Origin of the sequence: Pseudohongiella acticola (assembly GCF_001758195.1) — a bacterium.
Lineage (GTDB): Bacteria > Pseudomonadota > Gammaproteobacteria > Pseudomonadales > Pseudohongiellaceae > Pseudohongiella > Pseudohongiella acticola.
The window spans coordinates 897,821-922,926 of record NZ_MASR01000001.1; the positions used below are offsets into that span (position 1 = coordinate 897,821).

The 25,106-nt window shown below is 55.6% G+C and carries 24 protein-coding genes; 6 read left to right on the top strand and 18 right to left on the bottom strand.

The window, feature by feature from the left end; all coding sequences use genetic code 11:
- Window positions 1-72 precede the first annotated feature (72 nt).
- Both PHACT_RS03745 and PHACT_RS03750 read right to left on the bottom strand, forming a co-directional pair.
- Window positions 73-1,023: a hypothetical protein gene (locus tag PHACT_RS03745; RefSeq protein WP_070115980.1), complete on the bottom strand. Its 951-nt coding sequence runs from the start codon at window positions 1,021-1,023 to the stop codon at window positions 73-75.
- Window positions 1,023-2,549 (bottom strand): c-type cytochrome, encoded by a 1,527-nt coding sequence (locus tag PHACT_RS03750; RefSeq protein WP_070115981.1) that lies wholly within the window; start codon window positions 2,547-2,549, stop codon window positions 1,023-1,025. The genes PHACT_RS03745 and PHACT_RS03750 overlap by 1 nt, the downstream gene beginning before the upstream one ends.
- A gap of 280 nt (window positions 2,550-2,829) precedes the next feature.
- On the opposite strand from PHACT_RS03750, the gene PHACT_RS03755 reads away from it, so the two are divergent.
- Complete coding sequence (locus PHACT_RS03755) at window positions 2,830-3,354, top strand: copper resistance CopC family protein (RefSeq protein ID WP_139141431.1); 525 nt, start codon at window positions 2,830-2,832, stop codon at window positions 3,352-3,354.
- Window positions 3,355-3,410: 56 nt separating this feature from the next.
- Here the strand turns inward: PHACT_RS03755 and PHACT_RS03760 are convergent, their stop codons facing one another.
- From PHACT_RS03760 to PHACT_RS03785, 6 genes are all read right to left on the bottom strand, one after another.
- On the bottom strand, window positions 3,411-4,403 hold the full coding sequence (locus PHACT_RS03760) for an ABC transporter ATP-binding protein (protein ID WP_070115983.1): 993 nt from the start codon (window positions 4,401-4,403) through the stop codon (window positions 3,411-3,413).
- Window positions 4,396-5,433 (bottom strand): ABC transporter ATP-binding protein, encoded by a 1,038-nt coding sequence (locus PHACT_RS03765; protein WP_245730559.1) that lies wholly within the window; start codon window positions 5,431-5,433, stop codon window positions 4,396-4,398. Before PHACT_RS03765 ends, PHACT_RS03760 begins: the two co-directional genes overlap by 8 nt.
- Window positions 5,430-6,323 (bottom strand): ABC transporter permease, encoded by an 894-nt coding sequence (locus PHACT_RS03770; RefSeq protein WP_070115984.1) that lies wholly within the window; start codon window positions 6,321-6,323, stop codon window positions 5,430-5,432. Before PHACT_RS03770 ends, PHACT_RS03765 begins: the two co-directional genes overlap by 4 nt.
- On the bottom strand, window positions 6,313-7,260 hold the full coding sequence (locus PHACT_RS03775) for an ABC transporter permease (RefSeq protein WP_070115985.1): 948 nt from the start codon (window positions 7,258-7,260) through the stop codon (window positions 6,313-6,315). The genes PHACT_RS03770 and PHACT_RS03775 overlap by 11 nt, the downstream gene beginning before the upstream one ends.
- A 3-nt stretch (window positions 7,261-7,263) precedes the next feature.
- Complete coding sequence (locus PHACT_RS03780; RefSeq protein WP_139141432.1) at window positions 7,264-8,955, bottom strand: ABC transporter substrate-binding protein; 1,692 nt, start codon at window positions 8,953-8,955, stop codon at window positions 7,264-7,266.
- A 99-nt stretch (window positions 8,956-9,054) separates the two neighbouring features.
- Window positions 9,055-9,690: a hypothetical protein gene (locus PHACT_RS03785; protein ID WP_070115987.1), complete on the bottom strand. Its 636-nt coding sequence runs from the start codon at window positions 9,688-9,690 to the stop codon at window positions 9,055-9,057.
- Between the two features lie 584 nt (window positions 9,691-10,274).
- On the opposite strand from PHACT_RS03785, the gene PHACT_RS03790 reads away from it, so the two are divergent.
- On the top strand, window positions 10,275-10,724 hold the full coding sequence (locus PHACT_RS03790) for a hypothetical protein (RefSeq protein ID WP_070115988.1): 450 nt from the start codon (window positions 10,275-10,277) through the stop codon (window positions 10,722-10,724).
- Between the two features lie 85 nt (window positions 10,725-10,809).
- Here the strand turns inward: PHACT_RS03790 and PHACT_RS03795 are convergent, their stop codons facing one another.
- The 6 genes from PHACT_RS03795 to PHACT_RS03820 form a co-directional block, all read right to left on the bottom strand.
- On the bottom strand, window positions 10,810-11,136 hold the full coding sequence (locus PHACT_RS03795) for a hypothetical protein (RefSeq protein WP_070115989.1): 327 nt from the start codon (window positions 11,134-11,136) through the stop codon (window positions 10,810-10,812).
- Complete coding sequence (locus PHACT_RS03800; RefSeq protein WP_070115990.1) at window positions 11,129-11,722, bottom strand: topoisomerase DNA-binding C4 zinc finger domain-containing protein; 594 nt, start codon at window positions 11,720-11,722, stop codon at window positions 11,129-11,131. Before PHACT_RS03800 ends, PHACT_RS03795 begins: the two co-directional genes overlap by 8 nt.
- Window positions 11,723-11,754: 32 nt before the next feature.
- The gene (gene hisC / locus PHACT_RS03805) at window positions 11,755-12,885 is read right to left on the bottom strand and encodes a histidinol-phosphate transaminase (protein ID WP_070118134.1); all 1,131 of its coding nucleotides are present in this window, start codon (window positions 12,883-12,885) and stop codon (window positions 11,755-11,757) included.
- Window positions 12,886-12,922: 37 nt separating this feature from the next.
- Window positions 12,923-13,738, bottom strand: coding sequence for a hypothetical protein (locus PHACT_RS03810; protein WP_070115991.1), 816 nt, complete (start codon window positions 13,736-13,738; stop codon window positions 12,923-12,925).
- A gap of 62 nt (window positions 13,739-13,800) precedes the next feature.
- Window positions 13,801-14,280 carry a ribosomal protein S18-alanine N-acetyltransferase gene (gene rimI, locus PHACT_RS03815; protein ID WP_070115992.1) on the bottom strand — a complete coding sequence of 160 codons (480 nt, stop codon included), beginning with the start codon at window positions 14,278-14,280 and terminating at the stop codon, window positions 13,801-13,803.
- Window positions 14,281-14,308: 28 nt separating this feature from the next.
- Entirely contained in the window at window positions 14,309-15,235 is a 927-nt protein-coding gene (locus tag PHACT_RS03820; RefSeq protein ID WP_070115993.1) for a hypothetical protein, read from the bottom strand.
- Window positions 15,236-15,398: 163 nt separating this feature from the next.
- Here PHACT_RS03820 and PHACT_RS03825 point away from each other — a divergent pair, with 163 nt between their 5' ends.
- The 4 genes from PHACT_RS03825 (at window position 15,399) to PHACT_RS03840 (ending at window position 19,791) form a co-directional block, all read left to right on the top strand.
- The gene (locus PHACT_RS03825) at window positions 15,399-16,382 is read left to right on the top strand and encodes an NADPH:quinone oxidoreductase family protein (protein WP_070115994.1); all 984 of its coding nucleotides are present in this window, start codon (window positions 15,399-15,401) and stop codon (window positions 16,380-16,382) included.
- A gap of 243 nt (window positions 16,383-16,625) precedes the next feature.
- Window positions 16,626-18,359: a class I adenylate-forming enzyme family protein gene (locus PHACT_RS03830; protein WP_070118135.1), complete on the top strand. Its 1,734-nt coding sequence runs from the start codon at window positions 16,626-16,628 to the stop codon at window positions 18,357-18,359.
- A gap of 313 nt (window positions 18,360-18,672) precedes the next feature.
- Window positions 18,673-18,948: a hypothetical protein gene (locus tag PHACT_RS03835; protein ID WP_070115995.1), complete on the top strand. Its 276-nt coding sequence runs from the start codon at window positions 18,673-18,675 to the stop codon at window positions 18,946-18,948.
- A 72-nt stretch (window positions 18,949-19,020) separates the two neighbouring features.
- Entirely contained in the window at window positions 19,021-19,791 is a 771-nt protein-coding gene (locus tag PHACT_RS03840) for a peptidase (RefSeq protein ID WP_070115996.1), read from the top strand.
- A gap of 230 nt (window positions 19,792-20,021) precedes the next feature.
- Here the strand turns inward: PHACT_RS03840 and htpX are convergent, their stop codons facing one another.
- The 4 genes from htpX to fumC all read right to left on the bottom strand — a co-directional run bounded on the left by htpX (window position 20,022) and on the right by fumC (window position 25,094).
- Entirely contained in the window at window positions 20,022-20,903 is an 882-nt protein-coding gene (htpX, locus tag PHACT_RS03845) for a protease HtpX (protein ID WP_070115997.1), read from the bottom strand.
- Window positions 20,904-20,913: 10 nt separating this feature from the next.
- Complete coding sequence (locus PHACT_RS03850; RefSeq protein ID WP_070115998.1) at window positions 20,914-22,251, bottom strand: flavohemoglobin expression-modulating QEGLA motif protein; 1,338 nt, start codon at window positions 22,249-22,251, stop codon at window positions 20,914-20,916.
- Window positions 22,248-23,645 (bottom strand): NAD-dependent succinate-semialdehyde dehydrogenase, encoded by a 1,398-nt coding sequence (locus tag PHACT_RS03855; RefSeq protein ID WP_070115999.1) that lies wholly within the window; start codon window positions 23,643-23,645, stop codon window positions 22,248-22,250. Before PHACT_RS03855 ends, PHACT_RS03850 begins: the two co-directional genes overlap by 4 nt.
- A gap of 66 nt (window positions 23,646-23,711) precedes the next feature.
- A complete protein-coding gene (gene fumC, locus PHACT_RS03860; RefSeq protein WP_070116000.1) occupies window positions 23,712-25,094 on the bottom strand; it encodes a class II fumarate hydratase in 1,383 nt (460 codons plus the stop codon).
- Window positions 25,095-25,106 lie beyond the last annotated feature (12 nt).

Consider the following 25,106-nt stretch of genomic DNA (forward strand, 5'->3'; position numbering starts at 1 on the left):
CCCCCGGACAACTTTCCTCAAGAAAAGCTGTTCGGGGGTTGATTATTACAGGGCGGAATCTGTGCCCGGCTCTCAGGGGTTAACGTTTACCGTGACATACTGGTCGTGATACAGACCACCATCATCAGCACGTCCCCACAGGATATACTGGCCCGGTTCCTCGAAGGTAACCGATACTTCGTAAACGCCATCCTCAGGGATGGGTGGCGGTGTCCAGTAAGCGCCCCATGGCGAATTGGCACTGGCGCGGGTATCTTCCCAGGGCTTGACCTGCTGGGGAGAGAATGTTGCCTTGCCTTCACCGCGGTACACGTTCCATGACATGAACAGACCATTGGTTTTGCCCACGGTGATACGTGAAGGTGCGTCCTTGAAGCGACGCATTTCCGAGCTTGCCGTACGGCTGGACAGCGGGTAACGGAAATTACCGACATTGCCCGGCGTCGGCAGACCATCGTCTTCCACACGTGCCTGCAACGTCAGTGGTTCACCAACACGCACATTACGAATGGTATCGCCCAGCACGGTTACCTGAGGCCGCGTGTTGGCGCGAGACTCGGGGGTACTGGTACCGGCACCCAGGGAGCCGGTTTCCGATGCAATCACAACACTGTCGACAACATAGTCTTTCGCCAATGTGGCGTACGCGGTGCGGGTTTCGCCGTTGGACGTTATGGTCCAGGCCAGTTCCTTGTCACCCCAGTCAGCCGGCACCTGCACCTTGAAAGTGAAGCGGTTACGGCGTGGCAAAAAGTGAGTCGGCTGACCACGGTCGGCCTCCCCTGGCGAGAAGAAATTGTTCTCGCCCACCGGGATGTCCAGTTCCTCTTCCCAGTTTTCGTTGTGATAACCGAAGAGGAAGCTGTAGGTGCCATCATCGTTCTGTTCCCAGCCTTCGTAGGCCACTTCGATGTGCTGCCCTTTGCGATAGGTCTGCGCCGACGCAGCCGCAGACCACAACATCGCCACGCTCAATACCGTTGCCAGAGCAACCGAGCAAGTTTTTCCAAAACGTACCAGCATTACTGTACCTCCGCCCGGCTAACCATGGCTGCCGGCATTTTTTCTTTCTCGTCATCTGTCACAGTGAGGTAGTTGATCATGGCCTCGGACATCTCTTCTTTATCTTCTTCAGTCAATTCGATCGGTGCCACCAGTGGCGCCAGGCATAACGGACAACCAATCACGTGGTCGTTAGGCCCCAGGTCGAGGTTCTTGCGCCGATTGGTCATTTCTTCCAGGAACTGATCTTCCGTCATCGCGACACGCATACCCAGATCGATGAACATGTTGGTCACCGAGCGGTTACCGGAACCCTGCCAGTTACGGGAATCAGGCACGTTCGAGTTGGTCTCGGTGTTATTCATGTAACCGGTAATGTGCAGCACAGTGCCTTCTGGCAGCAGTGGTGCCGAGTTCTCGTCGTAGGTATAACCACGTACCCAGTTATGGTCGTAACCGACACAAGACAGGGTTTCTACGGTGTAACCCCAGATCGCTTCCAGACACATGCGCTCACCGGGAGCGTGCAAATGCGGCTCGAATGTCACAATCTTGGTAGGCTGCTCCAGTACGGCATAGGCGTGCAGTTGCTGGTTGTCTTCGTTACCGGTGATGCTGATATCCACACCATTGCCCAGGCCAATGCTGACCGGACGGTACTTGGGCTCGTAACCCACGGGATGGAAGCGGAAACCGATTTCCAGGTGACCGGTGGTATCAACACCCGTGGCGTGCAGATGCACCGAGTTGGAGACCACGTGGGAGTTTGCGCGCAACAGGCGGCCGCCGTCCTGGTCAAAGATATCCGGGTTACGGGCAATTTCATGCACCGGCCATGGTACCTGGATGCCTTCTGCGGTGCCGTCGTCGTTGAACACCTGGGTGCTCCAGATCATGTGGTGAACAATGTTACGGCCACCCACGGTGCCGCCAGCGGCAACCATGTCCAGATCGTTGACTTCGCGAATTTCGACAGATTTTACATATCGATCTTCTTTAAGTCCGGTTGGGATGCTGGGAATATCGCCCCACCAGTCCGGCGCCTGACCTTCGACAGTGATATCCTGGGTGCGCACGATCAGATCTGGCGCGCCAGCCGACCAGCGTGTGGTGTCATCAAAATCCAGTGGTGCCGGCGCATCAGCCATATCGCCTTCAGGTACGCCATTACGCGCCCAGGTCGAAATCTTGGCCAGTTCCTCGTCGCTCAGTGAGGGGTCTTGCTTGTATTCCTGGATACCCACGTCTTTCTCTGCGTACCATGGCGGCATGGCGCCCGCACGGTCGCGCAGATGCGTGCGATATTCGATCAGGCCCGCGTAGGGCACAACATCATCATAGGAAACCAGAGACATCGGGGCCACGCCTTCAGGGCGGTGACAGCTCTGACAGCTACGTTGCAGAATAGGCGTGATGTCTTTGTGAAAGGTTACTTCTTCAGTCGCCGATTGAGCCGATACGCTTAATGGCAACACAAAACCAGCAGCGGCAACGAGCTTGATCGCCCAGCCCAGAGCAGGCGCACTTCGATGGGGGAGTTTCAGCATCCTCACAGGACACCTCCTATAAATTGTTGTTACTGTTTTAAGACTGTTAACGCATTGATTGGACCATGAAACGACAAGGGCCGTCTTGCTGATTAATGACAATCTCTGACGAATTTCTGAAATCGCGTGCATTTTGTACGGATTTCGTCAGGCCCGGGTGATGCTGTATGTTATAAAGTCGGAATTGCATCAGCGGGCGTATCAGACGTCTCAATCAACCCGTTCTAAAGCATTTATTGGTGCGATACGCACGTTGGAACCGTTTTCAGGACCTTTTGCAGTGATAAAAACCGACAACAGCTCAAAACCACAGAAAGCGCTGGCAACGGCACTGTTGCTGGGCATATTTTGCCTGCTCTGGGGCAACTCCGCGTTTGCCCAGCATTTCTCTCACACCTACCGTTATACCGGAGATGTCGAAATTGATCACATCCCTGATCATGATGATATTTTGCCTGGCGTGCCGGATAACCTGATTTTGCGCTTCAGCGCTGGGGTCACCCTGGTCAAACTGACCTTGAAGGATGCCGATGCCAAGGTAATCAATATAAACTTCAGGTATAACCCGGTCGCCAACCGGGTATTTATCTGGCCCCTGCCCGAGCTGCCTGAGTCCGACTACTATGTGGTGGATTGGGGCGTGATAGATCCCGAAAAAAAGCTTATGTCAGGCCAGTTCCTGTTCTCGGCCGGCCCCGAGGCGGTGTTACCCAGCAGTCTGGTGACAGAAGAGGATGAGGAACATATCATGGTGCCGGATTATCGCCTGATTGAGCCCGGGAGTTTTCTGGGCCCGGGTCAGTAAGGGGACATTGCCGTAGCGCGCAATTAAGTCATTGCAGAGGGGTCATTACAGAGGGGTCATCGCAGCGGGAAGTGGCAGGCAACGTAGTGATCATCGCCAACCGCCTGCATCAACGGAACTTCCTCAGCACAACGTGCCTGGGCATGCGGGCAGCGAGTGCGGAAACGACAACCCGATGGCGGATCTGTGGGTGCTGGCAGATCTCCCTGCAGCAACGGCGCATCATCTATCGAATTTTGCTCACGGGCCAACGGGTCCGCATCCGGAATGGAGGAGAGCAAAGCATGGGTATAGGGGTGGGCTGGATGCGAATAAATACTGTCGGTGTTGCCAATTTCACAGAGCTTGCCCAGGTACATCACCGCCACCCGATCGCTGATATTCTTGACCACTGCCAGGTTGTGCGCAACAAAAACCATGGTCAGGTGGTAGCGCGCTTTCATATCTTCCAGCAGGTTCAGAATCTGCGCCTGCACTGATACATCCAGCGCCGACACCGGTTCATCACAGATCAACACGTCCGGATCCAGCGCCAGTGAGCGTGCGATGCAGATACGTTGACACTGTCCGCCCGAGAACTGATGCGGACGCCGGTCACCGGCACTGTCGGCATCCAGTCCAACCGCATCCATAACCTCTGCGACTCGCTCAGCGGCATTATCCCGCCCCCAGATGGTGAGACCTTCGGCCACAATATCACGCACCCGGCGACGCGGGTTTAAGGACGAAATCGGGTCCTGAAAAATCATTTGCAGACCGGTCCGGGTCTGTCGCAGCGCTTCACCGTGCAGTTCCGTCAGATCCTGCTTACGAAAGAACACACCGCCTGAGGTCGGCGGCGGTAGCTGCATGATGGCCCGCCCGACCGTGGATTTACCACAACCTGATTCACCCACAAGACCCAGGGTTTCGCCTCGGGCAACATCAAAACTGACATCGGTGACCGCCTGAACCGTCTGTTTTCCGACGGTGAAGTTGACAGTCAACTGTTCTATTCGCAGAACAATATCGTCGCGCTCACACAAGTGGCAGGGTTTCCTGTCAGTCATTCCGGGCCTCCCCACCTTGTCTGCTTGATATCGGAAAGAAGCAGGCATGCTGGTGGTCTGCAGTACCTGCCACGGTGACCACGGGGGGTGTCTGCTCGCGGCACCGCGCCTGCGCGTACTGGCAACGTGGTGCAAAGGCACAGCCAGGCGCAGGGTCATGCAATTGCGGCGGCCGTCCGGGTATCGCCTGCAGCCGGGTATGGCTGGGATCGTTAATGCGCGGAATCGAATTGAGCAAAGCCTCGGTGTACGGATGCTGCATGGATGTGAATAGCGTCTTTGCCGGGGCATACTCGACGATTCTGCCTGCATACATCACGGCAATCTGATCAGCACGACTGGCGACTACGCCCAGGTCATGGGTAATCAGAATCATGGCCATGTCATGCGCCCGCTGCAACCTCGCCAGTAAATCCAGAATCTGTTTTTGCACCGTGACATCCAGTGCCGTTGTGGGCTCATCTGCAATCAACAACGCAGGACTGCAGGCCAGCGCGATGGCAATGACGACCCGTTGCCGCATACCGCCAGACAACTGGTGAGGATACTGGTCAATACGCCCGGCAGCATCGGGAATACCCACCGAGGCCAACAATTCGATAGCACGGCTGCGCGCCTGCGTACGATCCAGTTTCAGATGCAGCCGCAAGGGTTCCGTCAGTTGTACACTCAGACGCAGAACCGGGTTCAACGCCGTCATCGGGTCCTGAAAAACCATGGCCATGGCGGGACCACGCAGATGACGCAAGGCATTCTCCGGTAACTTAGCCAGATCCTGCGGCTCGCCATCCGTATTTCGAAGCAGAATGTTACCCGTGCTGCTGGCGATGGACCGCTTGCCTACCAGACCCATCAACGACCGCGCCATCACACTTTTTCCGGAGCCGGATTCACCCACAACGCCCAGCGTTTGTCCGTGCGACAGGGAGAAGCTCACGTCTTCCACCGCATGCACCAGACCATGACCACTGTTAAGACGCACGGTCAGGCCGTTGACTTGAAGCAGTGCCTGCTTGCTGGCATCAATCACAGATTGGACTCCCTGACGTCAAAGCGGCTGCGCAAGCGGTCACCAACATAATTCAGCGACAGCACGGTCAGAAACATGGTCACCGAAGGCACCAGCGCCACATGCACGGCAGTGGCCAGATGCCGTTTGCCTTCCGAAATCATGCCGCCCCAGGTCGGCTGTGGCGCCTCAACACTGAGACCAAGAAATGCCAGCGCACTTTCCACAATGATCACCAGCCCCATAGCAACAAGGCCGTAAGCGAGCACTGGCAGAATGACATTGGGCAACACTTCCCGCAGCAGAATGCGCAAGGTGCTGGCCCCCATGGCTCGCGCCGCCAATACGTACTCCCGCTGCACTACCGACAGGGTATTGGCTCGGGCAACCCGCGCGTAGGCGGGAATCCACAGGAAACCGATGGCAACAGAGATGGCGAACAGGCTTTGACCGATGAACGCCACCAGCGCCAGCAGCAGAACCAGCCATGGGAATGCCAGAATGACATCCAGTACCGCCATCAGGCCGCGTTCGAAGTGACCACGGAAATACCCGGCCAGAATACCCAGGGTTCCTCCTATAATCATGCCAATGGTCACAGCCGTCAGGGCAATAACCACAGAGACACGGGCGCCATGCACCAGGCGTGACAGCATGTCACGGCCCAGACCATCGGCACCAAGGATATTGGTGGTCAGGGGACCGTTAAGGCGGTTGGCAATCATCGGCTCAAGAGGATCAAGAACAGGAAGCCAGTCGGCAAACACGGCGCAGAACGCTATCAGAAGCAGCCAGCCGGCAGCGATCCAGAAACCGACGCCGAAACCACGGCCAAATACCTGCCGGGCCGCTGCAGAAAACCCTTGCGCACGACTGCGAAAGAAACTGATATCAGCCACCTTAGTCCGCATAACGCACCCTTGGGTCCAACAGTGAATAACACATGTCTACCAGAAAATTGACCAATACGTAGGCTGTGGCAATGAACAGTACGATGCCCTGTACCATCAGCAGGTCTCGCTGCAGTATCGATTGGTAGAGCAATCGCCCAACGCCGGGCAAAGCAAAAATTTCTTCCACTATAATGGCGCCACTGATGACACCACCCAGCTGCAGACCCACCACCGTCATCAGCGAAAACGATGAAGGCCGCAGGGCATGACGGATCATTATCAACCAGTTGGGCAAACCCTTGGCGCGCGCCAGGGTAATGTAGTCCTGCTGGAGGGTGTCAATCAGATCGGTTCGCAACAGCCGCATGTAAAGCGCCAGCTCAATCATCGCCAGTGACATGGCGGGCAGTATGGCACTGCGCAGGTTGGCTGTGGGTGACTCCGAGAACGCAACCCAGCCGGTGGCGGGAAACCAGCCCAGGCCCACGGCAAAAATCAGTATCAGGAAGATTGCCATCATGAATCCCGGCACGGACATCAGGGCAAATCCAATACCACTGATACCACGGTCCAGACGGCTACCGGCGAAGTAGGCAGATATCATGGCAAGTGGTATCGCCAGCAGCAACGCAATGACGATGGCCATCAAGCCAAGTTGAATGGTTACCGGCAGGCGGCTCAGAATGGCATCACTGACTGCCTGGCCGGTCATCGGCGAACGCCCGAGATCGCCACTGAGCGCACTGCCCAGCCAGTCGAAATAACGGATTATTAATGGGCGATCCAGACCCAGCTCCAGCCTGAGCTGCGCTATCGCCTCGGGCGACACCCCACCAGCGCCCAGTATCATCACAGCAGGGTCACCCGGCAGCAAAGACACCAGCATAAACGTAAAAAAAGACACGGCTAACAGCGTGCCTATCAGCCACGGAAGTTTTCTGGCCAACAGTTTCACGCTCTAGTCACCTGCCGCCTGCTCGGCTTGCTCTGCCTGCCAGGCCTCCTCATCCAGCATCCACACCTGCGCCCAGCTTACCTGGGCCACAGGCATGCCATCACCCGGCGTGCCATCCGGGAACGTCCAGCCTTTAATATTACGTACCCGAGGCTGCACAGCAACAGCGGCTGGTGTTGATCCGGTCCAGGTACTGGGTACCTGCTCAGTGAATAACATCATGATGTCTTCAACCGCCGCGTAGCGCTCGTCGAAGTCAGGCTCCAGACGCAATACTTCTATTTTTTCGTCGAGCAGCGGATGAGTGAAATTGGTATAGTTAAGCGGCTGAACGTCGGGCGGCCCGTAATCACTGGTCATGATCGTGTAAGGATCCTGTTCATTGCTGGAGCGCCAACAGGTGATCATATAATCGCCACTGATCGCGCTCTGTACCTGAGTCGCCTGTTCGATCTGACGCAACCTGACATTAACCCCCACCGCGGTCCAGAATGCCTGGTACATCTGTGCCAGATCAATCAGACTTTGTTCCGGCAGACACATCATCTCCACCGACACCGGATCGCCCGGAGCCAGGCCATCCGAACGTTGCGGGTCGTTCATGTAATCGTTAAGCAGCTCCAGCGCTTTCTGCGGATTGGAGTGCGGCCAGGCTTCAGCAACACGGGGTGAATACCACACATTGTTTTCGTTAAAATACTGCGTTTGCATCGGTGTGATGCCATGGCCACCCAGCACTTCAATCAGAGCCTCGGGATCCAGCGCCCAGGCCAGCGCCTGACGTACCCGGGCGTCATCCACCGGCGGCACTTCGGCGTTAAAAATGGCACTGCCACTGCTGTTACCGACCTGTTCATACAGATGAATACCAGACAGTCCGCGCAGTCGTGCCACGATATGCTGCCGCAGGGTCTGGATAACATCCATGTCCCCTGAAATCAGACTGGCCAGTCGGGCATCTTCGTCCGGCAGGGGCCGGAAGGTGATACCATCAAGATAGGGTAATCCATCCTGCCAGTAGTTGTCATTGCGCTGCAACTCCATGCGATCATCACGACGCCATTCGACCAGCTCAAACGGACCGGTACCCACCGGATACAAGCCTGCTTCGTCGCCCAGCCGTTCAACGGCCGCGGGAGACACTGGCCAGCCGACGGCACGGGTCAGCATATCGGGGAAAGGTACGATGGCCTGGCTCAGCTGGTACACAACCGTCAGGTCATCAATCACTTCAACACTTTCCACATCGCGTATAGAGCCATATGTCACGGAACCCGGACGTTTGTGCAGATTGTCAAAATTCCATTTGATCGCCTCGGCGTTCAACGGTGTCCCGTCATGAAATTGTACGCCCGGACGCAGACGAAGCGTCCAGGCATCAAACTCATCGTTCGGGGTGATGGATTCAGCAAGGTAAGGGCGAAAGCGGCCTTCATGGTCCAGTTTTACCAATGGGTCAAATAGCGCCATGGCAACGGTGAGTGCAGCAGGAGCAACGTGATTACCGCGACCGGGCAGCCAGTTATTGGTCTCTCCTTCCAGAGCAACACGCAGGTGACCGCCAGACACTGGTGCTCCCGGATCCGTCGGTGGCGTATTATCTCCGACAACTACCGCATTTTCACTGGGTGAGCAGGCAACCAGAATGATGGCAACGAAAGCCAGCATCCAGGCGGAATTAACGAGTTTTGGCACGTGGTTCCCGTCCTTTTGTTCAGTTTGCTATCCGAGCATCGCTGCAAACTTAACAGTAAAACGGTTTACCTGACAAGCGGGAAGAACGCGAGGCTGCACTCAGTGCAAAGTGGCTTGCGGTGGACGGACTAGGCCGCCGGCAAAATCGGGATGTAACAGATCAGTCTGCTTCACCATCAGCAGGTCATGGCGTACCAGCTTGTCGTATTCACCAACTGACACAACGTCAACTTCTTCCAGCAGGACACACACCACGTCTTCGCCATCCATATCGACAACGACACAGCGTTTAAAACCATCGACGGTATTAAGTGACGCAAAGCTGCCAATATCGCAGGCATGGGGGGGATAACGACCGACCGAATTATTAAGCATGCCGTAGGAGGAATAGGCAGTACCGAAACCGGCAGCCGCCACCACATGAATAATTTCGATGATTTCAGGGTCGGTCAGGTCGACACGGACCGATTCGGCGACAGGCGCTGTTTCTCCCTGTTGCTGACAGGTTACCAGTTTCAGAAACAGGCTCATGTCATCCTGATTCCACTCCAGCATTTCTTCCCGCTCCGAGCGGGTGCTGTCTGAAGAAAAACTGACCACGCTGGTTTCGATTGTCAGGTCGTTACGGTCGTCTTCGGACTCGAAAGGCACAACCATGGATACCATGCAGAAACCTTCACTTGATTCTGCACTGAGACGCCAGAGAAAAGGAATATTGCCGGAGAGTTCAACCATGATGCGTAAGACCCACGAAAAAGCTGGTATTGGTACGATAGCACTTGTGTCCGGATTGCACCAGTGGAAATCCGGTTGCTACTTTTACTGATAAAGCTAAACATGTGGGCATGTGGGTAACATTTCAAGGCCCGAATTGGGTCATTGGTTCTCACTTCAGCGCGCTGACCGCCCCTGCGATCGACCTCATGCAAAAAAATCCCTCCAGCGTGTTGACGAAGCATGCCAAGTGTGGTCATTCGCCACCCTGTATGTTGTCCACAGAATCTGTGGATAAGTCTGGTGATAACTTGCTATCAAGAGCTCAAAGTACTGGTAAAATGGTGGTTTGAGTTAACTTGGTTAAATTTTAACCAATTTTATTTTTCATATTAATCAATAGCTTATAAAATTTTTAGGCGCTAATTCTAAAATTAGCAAACTTTGACACAATTGATTGACAGTCTTGACACCGATGTGCATAAAACCTGTCCTTTCTCACAGGCGACTGCAATTGATGCTGTTTTCTCTATGTTTTTTCAGGGTTTTTTTTGCCTATAATAGAGATGCACATTTGACCCCTTTTAGAGGACTCTGGCATACCGATGAAAGCCGCACTGATCATCTTCGCAGTGATAACCTGTCTGGCCCTTGCCGGCCTGTTCATTCAGGACGCCAATGAACGAAATAGCGCTATCGAGCAAAGCAACAGACTGGTCATGACCGTGACATCCGAGATGCTGACAACCTGGGACCCTCAAACGGTCCGAGACCATGCCACCGACGACCTGCTTGCCGCTGAAAGCCCGGAAGCACTCCGACAGCGCTATACACCTATGAGTCGGCGACTCGGCGATCTGCAGGAAATATTCGACATCCAGTATGACGCCGACATTCCTTCATGGTGGCAAAGCGGTGATACCGCCACCGTGAGCTACCACATGCGGGCTCGCTTCGAAACCGAGATCGCGACGATTGCTGTCGAGCTGGTTCGCCAGCAAGGACAATGGCTGATCAAGGAATACCAGATTCAGCCACCAGCGATTGCATCATAGCGCCGCTGACAGCCCGAACATTAATATCGTCTCCGGTTATCCGTGGTCGTCTGTGCTTACCCGAAGTTATCCGAAAGAGTCACTTCTAACGTGACGAGTCTTCAGTTGCATCGTCACTGTCGCTTTCGCGGTCACCTGTAACTGCGTTTGTCGCCGCCGAATGCACGCCCTTGTTGCTACCGCGCAGAACCCGCCGCCACATCATTCCCAGCCCTTTAACCAGCAGGACCAGTAGTAGCGCCGTCAGCATCGCGGCAAGCAACACCAGCGCGCTGCCGACCAGAAACCACAATAATTCCGCCTGGGGAATGTTGTAGGACACCGCCAGCGCGTAAATGGAACCCAGCGCAATGATGACGCCACCGGCGACGGCTCGATTGCGACGGGAAATTCTGAATCGGGATTTACTCAAATTCGGGTCCTTTGGGTTTACCACCCATATCGGTAAAACTTGCCGTGCACAAAGGATACTGGCTACAACCCCAGAACACGCCGTTCTTGCCCCGCCGCTGCTTTAACAGATGGCCGCAGCGGGGACAGCGCCAGGCGTCTGCGGGCTTTCCGTTGTTATCAGGCAGGGTCACTTTACAGCCTTTATTGTACCCGGTGCAGTACCAATAATCTTCGCGTTCGGTGCGCGCCTGCGCCTCGTCGGCATCATTCTCTGCACCGGCTTTAGCCTGCACATGCACCAACGGTCGCGTACATACCGGACAACGGTAGCGCTGGTCTGGCGTTTCCGACGGATGCCCATCAAGGTCATACAGCTTTTTGTCGCAGACCGGGTACGTGGTGCAGCCCCAGAACGGGCCCATCTTGCCTTCAATACGACGCATGGGATTGCGACAACGAGGGCAATAAAATACACGCTGGGGCGCTGTAACACTGTCGGTAGCGCGCCTATTTACAACATCGTCAGAAGGTTTTTTGTCAGCTTTCGCCTGATCAGATTTATCCGGCTTATCCGGTTCAATTCCATCAAACAGATCTGCACACATGCGTTTCGCCTCAATGCCAGACCCAGCTTGGGTCAGGCTCCCTGAATTGCCTGCAGCGCCTGTTTCAGGCTTGCCTGCAGACTCTGCAATAGCTGCGTATTCTCCTGCCCGGTACCGACCGTGATCCTGAGCTTATCGCGCAGGCGCGGCTGATCAAAGTATCGCACCAGAATGCCATCCTGTTTTAGCCCCTGGTACAGTGTTCTGGCAAGTTTTTCTTGTGAATCCAGACCTGCCGCAGCCGCACTGTCAGGCACCGTCACCAGCAAAAAATTGCTTTCACTGGGAACGACGCTGAATCCCATCGCGGCAAGGGCGGCGCTGAGCCGGCTACGCTCGTCACGAACCTGCTGCCAGTTGACCGCCGCCTCATCGCGAGCGGCCAGCGCAGCCGTCGCCAGATGTTGCGACAGGGCATCGGTGTTGTAGCTGTCCCGGGTCTTATACAACATCGGCGCCAACAGGCTTGACGCACCGATGCCGTAGGCAAAGCGAAGCCCTGCCAGCGAATATCCTTTACTCATGGTACGTAACAACATGACATTATCGAATTCACGAATCAAAGGCACTGCGTCATAACCTTGGGACGGTTCAATAAAATCGACATAGGCTTCATCAATCACCAGCACACCATTGAACTCAGTCGCGATTTCGCGCAAGCGGGACACTGGCAACAATTGCCCGGTCGGCGCATGCGGGTTGACCACAAATGCCAGCCGGGCATCGACTGCATTCAACTGCGCAGCAAAATCCTGCGGCAGCGACCAGTCGTCGTTCAGACTGACACGGGCGACCTGGCAACCCTGTACCGCGGCAAGCACTGGATACAGTGAATAACTTGGCTCCGCCATGCCCAGCGTCTGGCCCGCATCCACGAACGTGGTAATCGCCAGGCGCAAAAGTTCATCGCCGCCATTGGTTGCCATGATGTTGTCGCGGGTCACACCATGGGCGGCCGCTGCAACATCTCTGAATCCATCGGCAAAAGGCTGAGGGTAGCGCCGCAATTCATCCACCCGTAACGACTGCAAGGCGTTCGCGACCGACGCCGTGGCCGGGTACGGGTTCTCATTGGTATTAAGCTTGATCACCTGCTTCTGAGCGGGTTGTTCGCCCCAAGTGTAGCCTGCCATATCACGGATATTCGGTCTTTCGTAGGTCATCGCAGGATCTGCCTGTTTTTGATTAAATTTGATGGTATCAGGGCACATAAGTGCGGGTGCGATTATTCCAGCCTGACCGCCACCGCTCCTCGCCACGCTCGGCGGGGGAATTGTCAATTCGGCGCGCCAGCACCTGCTGTGCTGCCGCCGCAAACTGTTCCAGCACGGAACCGTCATCCGGGGTGGCCAGCATTGTTTCCAATACCTGCAACAGCCCCCAGCCCTGCCCCCGATAACGTTCGCTGGTCGCAGTGCCTTCGCCCTTGAAATTAACATAGTCAATCAGCGCATACATGCCATGCGGCACATGGCTGTTCGCCACGCGGTAAAATTCTGTAGCAATGGCAGCTGGCTGGTCACTGGCGGCCGTCAGCGCAGGCAGACTATGCTCAAGCCTTCTCATGATAAAATCCGCCTGAATACCGCGGGTATCACTCAAAAACTGTCGCAGTGACTGCATCTGCTCGCTGTCGATCTCAGCCAGAAAGGTTTCACGATCCGGCCAGGGCGAGGCCCACCCAGGCAGACCAGCCAGCCATGGCGGTAAATCAACGCCACGCGCCACGTAGTATCCCAGTAACTCCGGAAAACTCTCCACGAAGCGTTCCCGCTGCCCTTCCCGATACCAGATAAAGTGCCCGATGCCCAGGGACGGAAAATCCTCCCCCACATTCCAGCTGGTCAGGCATGACAACTGGCGATTGCACTCATTCTGAAATATCCGGTCAGCAACCCAGTTGGCTTGCTCCGAATTCAGGGTTGGTAACCGATCATCGGCAAAAGCGCCTGCGGACAGCATCACTAACGACAGCCCCAGCCAACCGCAAACGGTCTTGCAAAAACGCCCCCGCATACTGCACTCCTTCGTCACTGAACCCGGGTATTTCGGGTATCTCGGTCGCCCGGACATACCGATCAGGTCAACGGGCAGGACAGTATCAGGGCGTCTTCCCGAAACGCGCTGCCTGCCTCACTGGGATAATAGTGTCTGCGCTCACCCACTTGCACAAATCCCATGGAATAGTACAGTGCCCGGGCAGCCTCATTGGAAGGACGTACCTCCAGAAAGCAGGTGTCGGCGCCCAGTTTGCCGGCTTCGGCCAACAGGTGCTTCAACATGCGACGCCCGTAGGCCTGGCGACGAAAACCGGGATGCACACACACGGTGAGTACGTGACTTTCCCCGACGGCAGCACTGAGCACGCCATGGGCAACAATCCGGTCGCGGGTCGCCAGTACCCAGCACTCGTATCCAGCCCGTAAACAATCCAGGAATATGCGCTTACTCCAGGGGTTCGGGTAGGAAATTTCCTCGTTGTGAACCACAAAGTCAAGATCACTGGGCCGCATTCGACGGCATATCACCTGACCTGGGTCGGTTATGGTCTGAAACATCGGATCTGCTAACATGTCCTGTAAAATATTACTCCTCACCCCGTTTGAGACGATCTCGCACCAACTGCATTGCCTGCCAAGCGGAACGTTTCAAGTCAGCGTTGGTTTGCATGGCGTGCAGAGAATGTGTCCGCAGCATGGCAAAGCCGAACTGAGGATGCACCAGCAAACTGCCAGCCTGCTCGTCTTCCCCGGCCCTGGTATCCCGGTACAGGAACGGGGGTGTTTCATCGGCCAGAATCAGCAGCATTGCCGAAGGTTGCTCACGCAGGCGCCTGGCAACAAAACCATCCACTGCCTGACGTGCCGCTCGCTGCCCGACTGGCAATCCCAGATCACCCGGAAATGGCCAATGGAATGTATGCTCTTGTGCCACCGCATCTTTCAGAGCCGGGTTCAACGCGACCAATATCCGTTGCAGCATCTGGCCAGTGTCAGTCGTCAGGCAATCTGCACCTGCCGGCAGCATCGCCAGCACAGACAGGCGTTTTCCCACATTAAACCAGCTGAAGGCAAAGTCCAGCGTCTGATCGTCTTCAACGGAGGGTGGTGCCGCGCCGTCTTGCCCAGTATGTGTCTGCGTATCGGCCTGCTTATGCACATCAACAGGCTGACGTTCTGGCGCCTTCGCAAGCTCCTGGCCCAGAACGGCCTTTAACGAGGCGGGGCCGTGTTCTACAGATGCTGGCTGGGTACTTTTGGGCTGGGCACTTTTTGGCTGTGCATTTTCTGGCAGAGATCTTTGCCGAGGATCGGGCACTGGCTGACCTGGCCCACGAGCGTGGTCATCGGACAGCACCTGCCTGGCAGCATCGCCAAACGTTGGCACCACCGGGGCTTGAGTCACAAGGGCAATCTCGTGCGAGGGGCCGGCACCAGGCAACTGGCCACGCGCGAACCAGCTTTGAACCCCCATTTCCCGCAACAATGTCTGTCTGTGATTCTCGGTCGCCATCAACGGCTCCACCTATTTCCTGCGAATTCATTTGTCTTACAAACACATTATAAAGCAGAGGGCACCCTATGCACCAAAGCTATCTGCCCCGTTACCACAAACAATTGTACGGCTGCGGCAAACATGTTTGAATCTATGGTTTTATGGACAAGGTAAATACGCTATGAAAGCTCTGCTGTGCAAATCCTATGGCCCGCCCGAAAACCTGTCTCTGGAAGAGGTCGCTGACCTGGAACCCCTACCAGGTGAAGTCATTGTTGATGTGTACGCCGCATCACTTAATTTCCCGGATACACTGCAAATCCAGGGTAAATACCAGTTTCAGCCGCCCATGCCATTCTCACCTGGCTCAGAGGTCGGCGGTATCATCTCTGCGGTGGGAAATGATGTGACGGGATTTGCGGTGGGTGACCGGGTGATGGCGACTCCGTCTATCGGCGGTATGGCAGAACAGGTAAAAGTGCAGCCTGCCGGATTGCGTAAAATCCCTGACAGCATGGATTTTAAAACCGCAGCAGGGTTCGCCATGGTATACACCACGTCTTACCACGCCTTGAAGCAGCGCGCCAATATCCAGCCCGGCGAAACCCTGCTGGTTCTGGGTGCCAGCGGTGGCGTGGGTATGGCCGCCGTTGAGTTGGGCAAGCTGATGGGCGCTCGCGTCATTGCAGCAGCCAGCAGCGATGAAAAACTGGCTTTCGTGAACCAGGCCGGCCCGGATGAACTGCTCAATTACAGTGACGGCGAGCTGAAAGAGAAAGTCAAAGCCCTGACTGACGGCAAAGGCGCTGATGTCATCTATGACCCGGTCGGCGGCGACCTGTTTGATCAGGCCACGCGCAGCATCAACTGGAATGGACGCTTGTTGGTGGTGGGCTTCACCAGCGGCCGCATACCGTCGTACCCGGCCAACCTGGCACTGCTGAAAGGCAGCTCGATGATGGGCGTCTTCCTGGGTCGCTTCCGCAAGGAAGAGCCGGAGGCCTATGAGCAGAACTTCCAGGAGCTGTTCGATATGTATACGGCGGGCAAGATCAAGCCCATTGTCACCAAATCTTTTGCCTTTGACGACTATGTGGCTGCCTTCAATGTGTTCCGCGATCGCAAGGTCATGGGCAAAGTCACCTTCGAAATCCGCACTGAGTAACAAGACGTGCAACATTTCTTTAGAAATGTACTCGAGATCGGAATCGGGCCGCCCACCACCCGGAGGGCGACCCGAGCAAAGTGAAAACCGCTTTTCCGGCCCCTCCGCAACCGAACGGTTGCACACCAAACCAGCAATGATGAGGCCTGCCGACCGATTGGCAGGACCGCCGCTCTTGATTCCCCTCCCCGCCTCCGTATAATGCTGCTCTTCCGTTTTCAGCATACCGGCGACAAAAACACTATGCTTACAGCAAAACAAATAGAACAGGATCTGGCAAAACTTAAAGAAATCGTCATCAAGATGCGCGATCCCGCCGGCCCGCTAGGCGTCAAAACCGTCACCATTGACGGCATAGAGCAGACCGTTTTTGCCAACATCCCGCAGAATCTCCGCGACATTTACCGCCTTGGCCTCAACGCTGCCGACAAAGACTTTCTGGTATACGAAAACGAACGTTATACCTTCGCCGAAACCCTGACCATCGCCGAAAACATCGCCCAGGCGCTGATCAGCCAATACAGTATTCAGAAAGGTGACCGTGTCGCCGTTTGCTCACGCAATTACCCCGAGTGGTGCATGGCGTTTATGGCCGTCACCATGATCGGTGGCATTGTGGTGCCCATGAACTCATGGTGGCAAAGCAGCGAGCTGGTTTATGGTCTGAAGGACAGTGGCGCCAAAGTGCTGTTTGCTGACCAGGAGCGCATCAACCAGCTGCAGTCCGGACCCGCCGACACCAATGTACAGATTATTGCCATCAAGCCCGACTCCGACACTACGGCGTACCCGGAGTTTTATGCGCTGGCAGAAAGCGCTGCTAAAGCGCCGAAGCAGGACCTGGATGCCATCACGCTGGCACCAGAAGACGAAGCGTCCATCATGTACACCTCCGGCTCCACCGGAACGCCTAAAGGTGTCCTGTCCACACATCGCAATGTCGTCAATGCTCTGTACAGCTGGATTTTTGGCAAAGAAGCGACAGAAGTCCTGCGGCCCGAACTGGTGGAAACAGACCCCGAGTTTGACCCAGGCATTCTGTCCAATGTGCCACTTTTCCACGTCACCGGCTGTCATGCACAGTTCCTGGTCAGCTTTGTCTACCTGCGCAAGTTTGTCATGATGTACAAATGGAATGCCGAAAAAGCATTGGAACTGATTGAATCAGAAAGGCTTTCAGTACTGCATGGGGTCCCCACCATGACCTGGGAAGTGATGCACTCGCCTTTGTTTGAGAGTACCGATCTGCGCAGCCTGCGTACCGTGCAGAGTGGCGGCGCATCACGACCGCCAGGTCACCTCAGCATGATGCAGAAAAAATTCGATGCAGTGGTTCAGCCCGGACTTGGCTACGGGCTGACCGAGACCAATGCCATTGGCGCCACCATCACCGGCGCCTTCTATCTGGCAAAACCGGAGAGTACCGGCCGCCCAACGCAACCGGTCACCCAGATCCGCATTGAAGATACTGACGGTAATGTTCTGCCCGACGGCGAAACCGGTGAAATCTGCATAAAAGGCGCTACCATTATGAAAGGGTACTGGCAGCGACCGGAAGAAACCGCTGAGGCCATCAAAGATGGCTGGTTCCACACCGGCGATATTGGTCTGCTGGATGAGCATGGGTTTCTGGTAATCAAGGACCGGGCCAAAGACATTGTCATTCGCGGTGGCGAAAATGTTGCCTGTGCCGAAGTGGAATATGCCCTGTCCGAGCACCCTGATGTATTCGAGGCAGCAGTGTATGGCCTGCCTGACGAACGCCTGGGTGAAATTGTTGGTGCAACTGTGATGATCAAACCCGGTGCGACTCTGAGCCAGGCCGACCTGCAGGAATTCCTGCGCGGGCACATTGCCCATTACAAGGTACCCAGCCACATATGGCTGGAAACAGAGCAGCTGGAGCGAATAGCATCCGGTAAGATCGCCAAGAAAATCCTCCGAGAACAGGCCATACAACGCCTGCACGGGGCCTGAGGCGTTAAACTCGCAACAGCCCCGCCCAACGCAGGCTCAGGCCATTCTGAACCTGCGTGTGACCCCCGCCACATTGCTTTAAAAAAACTTTTCAAAGCTATTGCATTCTCAGATTTTATAACCATAATCCGCAACGTGAAGGCCGGTCCGGCCAAATCGCTCCACAAGGGCAATTTGGCAGGCGTAAAACCTGCTTCATGCAATCTGTTATCGTGCCGATAACCTGATTGCTGGATGGTGATCGGCGCTGTAATCCAGCCCGGACACGTGCTCATAAAGATTCCGCAACCGGAGTTTACGAGAGAGGTTTCACATGAAAAGCCATTCGTGGGACGAATTAAACGACAGTGCAAAAGACTTTTTTGATTCCGGCGCATTCCTGCCGGACGCCGAGTTTGATGAAGAACCCCAGGACAAGCATGGCCAACGCCGACGCTTGACCGAACTGCGACGTCGAACCGAAGAGCGTCTGGACTGGAAGCGCATGTACGGTGATATGCAGTTTGATGAAATGGACGACCAAAATTTCTCAGGCGACAGTTTCAGCGACGAATACACTGACGATGCCGATGATCTGAATGACGATTAAAAGCTGATCGCAGTGATCGGAGGACGTCACCTGACGTCCTCCGATCACGACGCATAAACAATCTGGGAAAGTATGACTTATTGCGTAGCTATTGCGGTAGATGCAGGCCTGGTGTTCTGCTCTGATTCACGCACAAACGCCGGCATTGACCGGGTCAGTACGTACAGCAAAATGTTTCGTTTTGGTGTCGATGGCCAGCGGCAATTCGTGATTTTGTCTTCCGGCAACCTCGGCACCACGCAAGCCACAATCAGCCGTGTCAAGCGCGACATCAAAGAGCGCGCTATGCAGAGCCTGCTCACTGTGGAAAGCATCAGTGAAGCGGCTGACTATCTGGGCGGTATCAGCCGCACCGTACAGGAAAAACACGACGCCCATGGCACCGGCTTTGAGGCAAGTTTTGTCATTGGCGGTCAAATTGCCGGCAAAAAACACCGTATTATGATGGTTTATCCCGAAGGCAACCACATCACCAGCTCGCACGATACGCCCTATCTGCAGATCGGCGAGAGCAAATACGGCAAACCCATCCTCGATCGCATCCTCACCCGCGACCTGAACCTGGACACCTGCGCCCTGTGCGCCCTGGTTTCCATGGATTCAACCATGCGCAGTAATCTGAGCGTGGGCCCGCCCATCGAGATGCTGGTGTATCGCACCGATACCCTGACCCTGGATACACCGCTGCGTTTTGATGAGGACAGTGAGTTCCTGCGCGAAGTCAAACGCAGCTGGGATCAGCGTCTGAAAGACGCCTTCCGGCAGATGCCGCCGTTCGCCTGGGCGGCCGCCTGGGACAAGAATCCCGGCCGCGCTGTCAACTATAACGACGACCAGGATTAAATAGCCACACCCCCAGCCCGGATCGGACCCAGTGCACGAGACGTTAAACACTAGCCGGTCGGGGCTGGGTGGCAACTGAAGGGGCTTATGCGGCAGGGACGCCGCATAAGAGCCCCCATGGACGGGTTCACGGCGTCCCCTGAGGGTGCCACCCAGTCACGACAGGCACTCTCGAACGAGGACAGCAGTCACGACTCCCGTATCACCGGGCGATGCACATGCCGATCCGCTTAGCGTGCCTCTTTCAAGCGTGCGATGCGCTCGGTGAGTGGCGGATGTGTCATGAACAGCTTGGAGAACGTATCCCGCGCCTTGTTGTTGATACCGAACGCAACCAGCTCATCAGGCAGGTGATTCGGCTGTCCGGCTTTCAGACGCTCCAGCGCGGCAATCATGTTCTGCCGGCCCGCCAGTGCCGCACCGCCGGCATCAGCCCGGTATTCACGTTGACGGCTAAACCACATGACAATGGTTGACGCCAATATTCCCAGAACCAGTTGAGCAACGATTGACGTTATCCAGAACGCAGGCCCATGACCCTGCTCGGTTTTAAATACCACCCGGTCAACAACATGCCCAATCACCCGCGACAGGAAGATGACAAAGGTATTGACCACGCCCTGAATCAGCGCCAGCGTCACCATGTCACCGTTGGCAACATGACTGATCTCGTGCGCCAACACGGCCTCAGCCTCCTGTTTGGTCATCTTGGCCAGCAGGCCGGAACTGACCGCGACCATGGAGCTGTTTTTGCTGGCGCCGGTGGCGAATGCGTTCACATCCGGGGACGGGAAAATGGCGACTTCCGGCATGCCTATACCGGCTCGTTTGGCCTGATCCGCCACTGTGCTTAACAACCACTGCTCTGTGGCATTGCCAGGCTGGGTAATGACCTGGGCATTGGTAGAGCGCTTGGCAATCCATTTGGACATGGCCAGTGAGATAAAGGAACCGCCAAAACCGATCACCGCGGAAAATATAAGCAACGCATTCAGGTCCAGACCACTGCCGCTTTCGTCCAGAATACGCTCAACTCCCAATAAACGCAGAACCAGACTCAGCACCAATACGATGGCCAGGTTGGTCATCAAAAACAGCGCGATTCGCTTCATTTACAATTCCTCAGACTACTGCCGTATCAATTACTTTATCGTAAAGGGGGGCTACCTTTGGCATATCCTTAAACAGGGAGTGGAAGTGCTTTTGCACCCGCGCCATGTTTATCACGGAGATACCACTGGCAAACCCGAACCAAACATAAAGACCGTTCAAATCACGAAACATCGCAGGGATATAATGGGGCCCACTGATGGTTCCTTCAAGGTAATGCTGGTACAAGGTTGGAATATCGTCCAGTGTCACTTTGCCGACAAACAGCATGGGCAGGATCTCCGGCACACCTGACTGAATGGCGCTTCGGATAAAGTTTACATTTTCCACGAAACCACGCAGATAAGACAGATCTTTGGTAAATACCGAACCGCCACGCACAGTCCCCCCCCGGAATACCCGTTGGGTAATCTTGTATGCGTCTTTCGCGGCCATGCCACGCTCAGTAAAGAAGCGATAGACCTCAACAAAATCAGCGCCCTGCTCGGCCATGTCAACGGCCACGACGCGGTCGCTGACTTTCAGCGCCCGACGCGGGTAGGAACTGAATGTCAGTGTTTCCATCAACACTGCCAGCCCCTCCTGACATGCCGTCACTCGTGGCGACCCAACACTGAGCCAACTGGCCCAGGGCTGCTTGCGTCCGTTCAGCGTGGTGCCAACATGCACCCAGCCTTCATGTACTTCCAGAACCTGCAGATCGAACTCGGTGAACTCTGAATCCTGATTTATCTTGATGTAATCACCACCGGCAGCGGCGTCGGAAACAATACCGTCACTCAGAATAACCCGGATATCACCGGGCTGAAAATAATTACCCAGGCGCTGTTGCAGTATTTCCACCGCCGCCGGCGCTGAAATATGATTACTGTAAGGTCGGGATAAATGTTCAGCAGCGGGCAGGGAAAAAATTTCACAAAGCTTCTCACCCAACTGCCGCAATGACTTGCGGTCGCCACGCAGGTGATCCCGTGCCGAGCCATACAGAGCACGGCTGTGGCGACCAAAATCGACCGTGCCACGTGTCCGCAACAATTCGATAACCAACAGATACTGGTCGATGGTGTCCGTCAGGATACCACCCAGACCATCCTTGCGGCCCAGCGTGCGCTGCACCTCCCGACGCAACATCAAAAAACGGTCACGCAGCACCATCGGGTCAAAATCCAGCTTGATACGATGGTAGTATGCCTGATCCACGTCTGGCAATTTACTGCCATTGCTGGCAAGAAACTGTGCCTGCGCGGTCGCAGGCCACTTTATGGCATCCAGAATTCGTATGGGCCGCTGCAGTTCGATCAGTTGGTCAGAGAGGGTTTTGACGCGCTGCTGATAGTCAGCCAGGCTCACTCTGCGCTGCCCCCATCACGATTGACCACTATCGATTTAATATTGACGAATTCGTGGATACCAAAACGGCCTAGCTCACGGCCATAACCGGAATTTTTGACGCCACCGAAGGGCATGCGGGGGTCGGATTTTACAAAATCGTTGACGGCGCACGCGCCAGCCTGAAGTTGCTCGGTCGCTATCTTTTTAGCTCGCTCATGATCACGGGAGAACACCGCTGCCCCCAGGCCGAACACACTTTTATTGGCCAGGCTGACAGCCTCGTCGTCGCTGCGGGCGCGAATCAGCGCGGCAACCGGGCCAAATAATTCTTCGTCAAAGGCAGGCATGCCGGGACGCACCTCCCCCAACACGGTGGGCGAGTAAAACGTTTTATTCTGTTCTCCCCCACACATCAACACGGCACCCAGGCGCACGCTCTCAGACACCTGCGCGGCCAGATCTTTGCACAGATCTTCACGTGCCTGCGGTCCCACATCGGTGTCTTCAGCCAGGGGATCACCCATTTGTTTCTTTATCATGGCGGCTGTCATTTTCTCGGCAAATTCCCCATAACGCGCTGTGTGCACGATGAATCGTTTGGCGGCGATGCAGCTTTGACCGTTGTTCAACAGGCGGCTGGTGACACATTTTTCCACCGCCAGCTCTATATCGGCATCTTCCAGCACCACATAGGCATCACTACCGCCCAGTTCGAGCACGGTCTTCTTCAGGGCCTTGCCAGCCCCGGCAGCAATTTTTCGGCCTGCATCGGTACTGCCGGTAAACGTAACCGCCTTGACTACGGGATGCTCGATCAGCGCTGCAGCCTTGTCACTGGGCACCAGTAGGGTCCGCATCAGATTCTCAGGAAGTCCCGCGTCAATCAACAACTGTTCAATGGCAAGAGCACAGCCAGGCACATTGGACGCGTGTTTCAGCACCGCTGCGTTACCGGCCATCAGCGCCGGCGCCAGGAACCTGAACACCTGCCAGTAGGGAAAATTCCACGGCATGATAGCCAGCACCACTCCCAACGGCTGATACGACACAAAGCGCTGAAGATCATCATCGTTATCGTCATCCTCCGGCAGGTGTTCGTCAACCAGCATGGCCGGGCCCTGCTCTGCATAGTAGTCGCATGCCCATGCGCACTTCTCGACCTCGGCCTTTGCGCTGGCCAGGGTTTTACCCATTTCCTCAGTCGCCAGTGTGGCGAGCTGGGTTTGCTGTTTGCGTAATTGCGCCGCCAGGTCATTAAGCGCCTGCGACCGAGACTGAAGGCTGGTCTGTTGCCAGCTTTGCTGAGTGTCTTCAATACTTTCCAGCACCGAGTCCAGGTGGGTCATGTCGAATGTGTCGTAGGTCGACAGCGTCTTGCCTGTATACGGATTAATGCTACTGATTTTGCTCATGTTCACCTCGTGATCAAATTGCTGTCTACGATGCGTGTTGCTGGTTTCGATCCAGACATGTCAGGGTCACTCGTGTGGCGCCAGCATCTGCCGGGGATCAACCTGTTCATCAAATTCGTCTGCGCTCATCAGTGCCAGTTCGAGCACCGCTTCACGCAGGCTGAGTTGCTTGTCGTCGGCAAATTTTGCCGCCTTCGCCGCCTGCTCATACCCTATCGCCGGACTGAGTGCCGTCACCAGCATCAGTGAGCGCGACACGTTGGCCTGCAATTGCTCCCGGTTCGCTTCCAGTCCGCGCAGACAGTGCTCTTCAAAACTGGCCATGGCGTCGTTCAACAGACCAATCGACTCCAGCACTGTATGTATGATGACCGGTTTAAACACATTCAACTGAAAATGCCCCTGACTGCCTGCCACACCAACGGTGGTCTGATTACCCATGACGCGCACGCAGACCATGGTCAATGCTTCTGCCTGAGTCGGATTAACTTTGCCAGGCATGATCGAACTGCCCGGTTCATTGGCGGGAATCCGAAGCTCTGCCAGACCGCAACGGGGCCCGCTGTTCATCAGCCGAATATCATTGGCTATCTTGAACAGGGCGGACGCCAGGGTATTGAGCCGGCCATGCAGATCCACCAGCGCTTCATGGCCGGCCAGCGCCATGAATTTGTTGCCCGCCGGGGTGAAGGCCGTGCCGGTCAGGGCGCTTATCCGCTCCACCACGGTTCTAGACCAGTCCGGATGCGTATTCAGCCCGGTGCCGACCGCGCTGCCTCCCAGGGCCAGTTGCTGCACTGACGGCAACGCCGCCAACAACTGATCCCGGGAAAACACCAGTTGCGCACTGAAGGCGGAGAATTCCTGTCCCAGGGTTATGGGTGTCGCATCCATCATATGAGTACGACCACTCTTGAGTACATCTTCGAAGTCAGCAACCCTGGCGTCAATGCATTCAATCAAAGTGCCCAGCGTCTGCAGCAGGCCATGGACGGCCTGTGCCGTGACCACATGCATGGTGGTCGGAAATACGTCGTTGGACGACTGTGACATGTTGACATGATCGTTGGGGTGCAGAAGCTCGTAGCTACCGCGATCAAAGCCAGCCAGCTCATTACCGCGATTGGCAATCACTTCATTCAGATTCATGTTGGTTTGTGTGCCACTGCCGGTTTGCCATACCGACAGCGGAAACTGATCGTCATGGCGCCCCTGAAGGATTTCATCACACGCACTGGCAATCAGTTCCGCATGCCTGTCCGGCATTTTCCCCAACGCATGATTGGCCTGGGCAGCCGCTTTTTTTACCAGCGCAAACGCGTGAATGAATTCGATGGAAAAGCGGTCCCGCCCTATCCTGAAGTTGTGCAGGGAGCGCTGAGTCTGCGCGCCCCAAAGCACATCATCGGTCAGTTCCACCTGACCCAGGCTGTCGTGTTCGGTTCTCATATTACCCCCCGA